Here is a 5,144-nt window from a genome sequence, read left to right as displayed (position 1 = left end):
TTTACGTGTCAGTTTAATCGCATTAATGGCCACCTGCCGGTCCCCTTCGGTCGAAAGATAATTCGGCGCAATAGTTGGCATGTTCTTCCCGTTTGGATCACTGAGGTGAACATAGCCTCTTGATTCCGGACGTAGATTACAGATAGAAGCGGTAAAGCCAGAAAACTTATGGAGAGGATCACCCAGCTTATCTGTCGAAAGCGGTTGCACGTGATATTCCAGATCAGGTGTTTCCAATCCCGGATTACTCTTTGCAAAGCACCCTAACTGGCTTGGTGCCATAGACAAGGGTCCTTTTCGAAACAAGGCATAGTCCACCGCCATACCCGCTTTGGCAAAAAGGCTATGCGACATTTCATTAAGCGTTTTTGTACCAGAGACCTGAAATACGGTGCGAATTTGCAAATGATCCTGCAAGTTTTTGCCAACACCAGCAAGCTCGTGCTGCACCTCAACACCATGCTGTGCCAAAAGCTCTCCCGCGCCGATACCAGAGCTTTGTAACAGCACTGGGGACGCCACGGCGCCCGCAGATAAAATAAGCTCTTTTCGGACCTTCACTTCTGAACGCACGCCCTGAAAATCAAGCTCTAGTCCCTTGGCGATCTTATCCTCAAGTAATATTTTTCGTGCCTGTGCTTGTGTGAGAACGGTCAGGTTTTTTCGATCTTTAACCGGATGAAGGAAAGCACGAGCTGCGCTGAAACGTACCCCTTTTTTTTGGGTTACTTCAAAATACCCAACCCCTTCATTATTCCCCTGATTGAAGTCTTTTGTGACTGGGATACCAGCTTCTGCAGCAGCTTCTTGGAAGCGATCAAGGATTGTCCAGGACAAGCGTTGTTCTTCAACCCGAAGTTCGCCCCCACCGCTGTGAAACTCTGAATCTCCTTTGTGGTAACTCTCTCCCCGTTTGAAAAGGGGAAGAACATCGTCCCACGCCCAACCTGTATTTCCCATCTGTCGCCATTGATCATAATCACGGGCCTGACCGCGCATATAGATCATGCCATTTATTGAAGAACAGCCACCCAAGACTTTACCGCGAGGATAACTTAAAGAGCGACCATTCAATCCCTTCTCCTTAACTGTTGAAAAACACCAATCGGTTCGAGGATTGTTGATGGTATAGAGATAGCCAACAGGAATATGAATCCAGTGATAGTTATCTTTGCCACCCGCCTCTAACAAAAGGACCGAATTGTTCGGGTCTTTTGACAACCGATTTGCCAGGACACAGCCTGCCGTTCCGGCACCGACAATCACATAATCATAGGTTCCTAAACTCTGCATACTCAGACTCCCCAAACCAAAGCGCTTAAAGTGGGCTTGGCTTTTTATTTTGGATTAAAGGAAATTACTGATTTGCGTGACAACCGATAATGAATCAGCCTGTTTTATAAGTATTGTCGTAAAATCCTTTTCATAGAAGACAATAAATTATGCTAATTGACACAAATTGTCTCTGCCTTTTCTGGTATTTTCCTGCGATACTGCTTTGCAGAATTAACCATATCCGTCCTTAACAACCGCTTTCGAGCGAGGAGAACGACATGATCAAAAGCCTCAGACAGGCTTTCACTTCTGCCATTTCATCCAAATTGATATTCCTGACCGCCCTTTTTGCAGTATCTTTTTCTTATCAAGTGCAAGCCGCAAGCGATGCCGAAGAGCTCGTTGCAGAATCCCGCTACACACTGGAAAAAATGCTCAGCAATCCTGACTATTCCAAATTGCAGGAATTCGCCAAACAATCCAAAGGGATCATCATCATTCCCCAATTGGTCAAAGGCGGCTTTATTATTGGTGGTGAGGGAGGATCAGGTGTCCTTCTGGTCCGTGGAGCCGATGGCACTTGGAGCAACCCGTCCTTTTATACTCTCGCAGCAGGTAGCATTGGTTTACAGATCGGTGGCGAAGTTTCCGAAGTGGTCTTTACGCTTATGAATCAAGGCGCTGTCGATGCCATTTTGGATAGTGAAATCAAATTTGGTGGTGACCTTTCGCTTGCCGTCGGCCCCTTTGGTGCGGGAGTAGAAGCCTCAACAACAGCGAATCTTGACGTTGATGTTTATGCCTTCTCCAGCTCTGTCGGCCTTTTCGGAGGTGGTGCTTTCGAAGGTGCGAAACTTTTTACCCGGGAAAGTTATAACAGTAGTTACTACGGCGCAGGAGCCACCCCGAAAAAAATTACCATAGAACGCGCCTTCTCAAATCCGCATTCAGATAAACTGCGCGCTGCGATGCCCCAATAAACACCGCCTAAAATAAACAATAAAGATTTCCCCCTGTCAGAGTGTGTAACCCTGACAGGGGTTTTAATTTATCCCTAGTTTTAAGGGGGGATTTAAAAAGCAAAACGAACCAGAATCGCACCTGCAATAAGACCAACGGCCATAATGCCCGCAATCAGCACAATCATGTTCCCTCGCTCTAGTTCCTGTCGCCAGTTCGTCGGACTTGGTTGGGACAAATCCAGTTGCAAAGCACCGCCAAGTGCGGCATCTGCCATATGCTTGCCCCGCCAACATCTGATGAATGATTGCGAAAAAGATGTTTTGGGAATGAACAGGGTAGAAACGATAAACATCAGCGCAGCAAGCGCGTCAGGCACAACAATAAATATCCGCTCAAGGATAAAATACATCTGACTAAAGTGCTTTTCCTGCGGTGCCTGCAAATAGCGCTGCTTATAAAACAGTGCCCCCTGATAAACGGCTTGCTGCACAAAAAGTCCGGGTAGGCCCAATATGGCATACCAGAAAACGGGGGTAAGGAAACCTTCGACAAATCCACGCGCCATACCCCCAACACAAGCCGCTGCCAATTGGCTTTCAGATAATTTTTCAAGGTCTCTCATGCGGAAAAGAGATGAAACTAAAGGATACAATTCACCACGGACCGTAATATAGCTTTTTAAAGCCAAAGCTTTGCGTACTTTCCGCATTCGAACCTGTTGATTGCGATAATCCAAGCATAAAGCAATCATAAAAACTTCGATCAACCACAGAAAAGGTGCGTTTAAGCTAACCAAAGAAATCCCAAAGCCGACGAGGGCAGCAAGAAAAATCAACACAATGGCACTTAACCCGCCAGTCACAACAGCTATGCTGGACGAAGACGTCGAATCATTAAGAAGGCGGTCAAAGCGGACAATTATCCCGGCCAATAAACGGCGCGGTTTCGGTAACCATTTTTCAAGGAAAAATACGCCTCCGTACAATGCCTCGATACCCAAAGCAAAAAGCAAAAGAAACAGTGGTTCAGCTGAACCATAGACACCCGGCACGTATTATTCCTCTTGGTGTGTTACAACGAATTTTGTTTGATACGATTGAGCACTGAAATAAGTTTTCCCGCAAGTTCCTTTCGCTCCACAGGGGCAAGAAACCGTCCAAGAGATACAGATCGACCATGTGAGCTCAAAATCAGGACATTTTCCTCGTCCTGTTCTTCAAATGACACTTGCATCCAATACGGCTGGAAAGAGAAAGATGTCTTTTGCCCCCAAGGATTAACCCTAGTCACAAGCATCTCATTCTCTGTCATCTCAATCAATTCATACTGTCCACCAGATCGGTAGCTAAATCGAAAAGCAAAATAGATTAAGGCAACATCCAGCCCCAAAAAACCAAGAACAGGCCATGCCCCCGCAAGAAAGAAACCTAAACTACTAATGAAAATAATGCTCAGAATAAACACCATCAAAAACCTAAAGCCCTTCTTACTCAGGCTTCGATTAGGGCGTAAAACAGCATTAAAAAGAAGATTTTCTGCGCTGGAAATTGAACCTTCTGAACTCAGCATAAGCCTTTATCCCTGATACAACAAAGCTATAGCCCTTAAAGCTTAATGCTTTTATCAGAAATATCCCACCAAAATTATTTGGCGGGATAAAAGTGTAAAACACTACTGTTTAGACAAAAGCAGCCGACGCAAGCATTTACGGTTGTCCATAGGCCTCACCTGTTCATCCCGCGCCTCGACATAGGACGTTACAGAGTCATAAAGCACCAGATCCAGAACACAGCTTTCTGCATTGTATTGCCAAATCACAGCGGGATTTTCCTTGCGCACCAATGATGGTTTTCCAAGCAAGGCCTCTAACGCTTTTGTATCAATTCCTAATAACTGCTTGGGATCATCGTTGACGTCAGGTTCCAACGGAGCCGCATCATAGCTCAAAGCTGCCAGTTCTTCGGGTTGATCCGCAGTATCACCACGACTTGGTTCTGCGTTCTTTTCTTCAGTATTGCTCGTGTTATCTTGAGAAGACTGTAGTGGTTCCGAGCCAACAATAACCACTTTACGCTTCGCAGCATTACCGCAAGCACTGAGGGTCATTGTCAGAATGACAAGAAGAAGAAATTTTTTACAGTTGCGCATTCTTTTACTATCTACGCAACGTCCCGCCGAATTCGCTCAAACCGATGAAGCATAAAAGCCGTCGCCCAGATTGGCATAACAATATTTAGAATTGGAACCGTCAACAAAAATGCAAGAAAGAAACCTGCGATAATGACGCGGCCACTAAACTGCTTACGCAGCAACTTTGCTTCTCTTAAAACCAAGCGACGCTGCGCTACCATTTCAAAATACTCACGCCCAAGCAGATAACCGTTGATTAAATAGAAGGCAAAAAGGTTTACGAGCGGAATAAAATACAGTGGCAAAGCAATAATATTTACCAGCAACGTCACGCCAACAAACTGTATTGATCCTAAAATCGTTTCACCCACAGGCGGTTGGCGTCCTTCCCCTAGTTCAGGATAAAATTTAGACTCAACAGCCTTTGCAATATCTTCCAGAAAAAAAGGAATGATAATCAACATAACTGAAGGGAAGAGCATGATACTCAAAAAAGCAACACCTATCCAGGAGATCGCTTCGGCAACTGTGACTAACACACTGGTTATCCAACCATCAGATTCAGCCCATCCTGCGATCAATCCATCCAAAAAGCTGACGCCATATCCTGCCAAGCTCCAAAGAAGCGCAAAGATTACCAGCGAAATAGCCGTAGAGATAAAAAACACTTTTCTGAAAGCCGGATCACCTGTTTGACCAAATGCTTTTGAAAGATCGCTGAACATAAGTTTAGATTCCGTCGCTTAACCCAATGGAAGAAAATCATAAGCAAAACC

At 45.2% G+C, this 5,144-nt stretch carries 6 protein-coding genes; 1 reads left to right on the top strand and 5 read right to left on the bottom strand.

Going from position 1 to position 5,144, the window contains the following annotated elements:
• On the bottom strand, positions 1-1,293 hold a 1,293-nt coding region (locus Q0241_RS14540; protein WP_299378745.1), incomplete at its 3' end, for a GMC family oxidoreductase N-terminal domain-containing protein.
• 260 nt (positions 1,294-1,553) lie between these two features.
• Here Q0241_RS14540 and Q0241_RS14535 point away from each other — a divergent pair.
• Positions 1,554-2,255 carry a lipid-binding SYLF domain-containing protein gene (locus Q0241_RS14535; protein WP_299378744.1) on the top strand — a complete coding sequence of 234 codons (702 nt, stop codon included), beginning with the start codon at positions 1,554-1,556 and terminating at the stop codon, positions 2,253-2,255.
• A 92-nt stretch (positions 2,256-2,347) separates the two neighbouring features.
• On the opposite strand, the gene Q0241_RS14530 is transcribed toward Q0241_RS14535, so the two are convergent.
• The 4 genes from Q0241_RS14530 to Q0241_RS14515 form a co-directional block, all read right to left on the bottom strand.
• Entirely contained in the window at positions 2,348-3,289 is a 942-nt protein-coding gene (locus Q0241_RS14530) for a cobalamin biosynthesis protein (protein WP_299378742.1), read from the bottom strand.
• Positions 3,290-3,309: 20 nt separating this feature from the next.
• Positions 3,310-3,807, bottom strand: coding sequence for a DUF2244 domain-containing protein (locus Q0241_RS14525; protein ID WP_299378740.1), 498 nt, complete (start codon positions 3,805-3,807; stop codon positions 3,310-3,312).
• Positions 3,808-3,909: 102 nt separating this feature from the next.
• Positions 3,910-4,386, bottom strand: a complete 477-nt coding sequence (locus Q0241_RS14520) for a hypothetical protein (RefSeq protein WP_299378738.1) — start codon at positions 4,384-4,386, stop codon at positions 3,910-3,912.
• Between the two features lie 11 nt (positions 4,387-4,397).
• The gene (locus tag Q0241_RS14515) at positions 4,398-5,093 is read right to left on the bottom strand and encodes an EI24 domain-containing protein (protein WP_299378736.1); all 696 of its coding nucleotides are present in this window, start codon (positions 5,091-5,093) and stop codon (positions 4,398-4,400) included.
• Positions 5,094-5,144: the final 51 nt, after the last annotated feature.

Origin of the sequence: uncultured Kiloniella sp., assembly GCF_937128705.1 — a bacterium.
In the GTDB taxonomy this organism is placed as follows: Bacteria; Pseudomonadota; Alphaproteobacteria; order Kiloniellales; family Kiloniellaceae; genus Kiloniella.
This window is presented reverse-complemented; position numbering and strand designations above follow the sequence as displayed.

What these genes read in the sequence shown, in the direction of transcription:
- Q0241_RS14515 (WP_299378736.1), bottom strand. Translation starts at nt 5,093, where the DNA reads ATGTTCAGCGATCTTTCAAAAGCATTTGGTCAAACAGGTGATCCGGCT.
- Q0241_RS14525 (WP_299378740.1), bottom strand. Translation starts at nt 3,807, where the DNA reads ATGCTGAGTTCAGAAGGTTCAATTTCCAGCGCAGAAAATCTTCTTTTT.
- Q0241_RS14535 (WP_299378744.1), top strand. Translation starts at nt 1,554, where the DNA reads ATGATCAAAAGCCTCAGACAGGCTTTCACTTCTGCCATTTCATCCAAA.
- Q0241_RS14520 (WP_299378738.1), bottom strand. Translation starts at nt 4,386, where the DNA reads ATGCGCAACTGTAAAAAATTTCTTCTTCTTGTCATTCTGACAATGACC.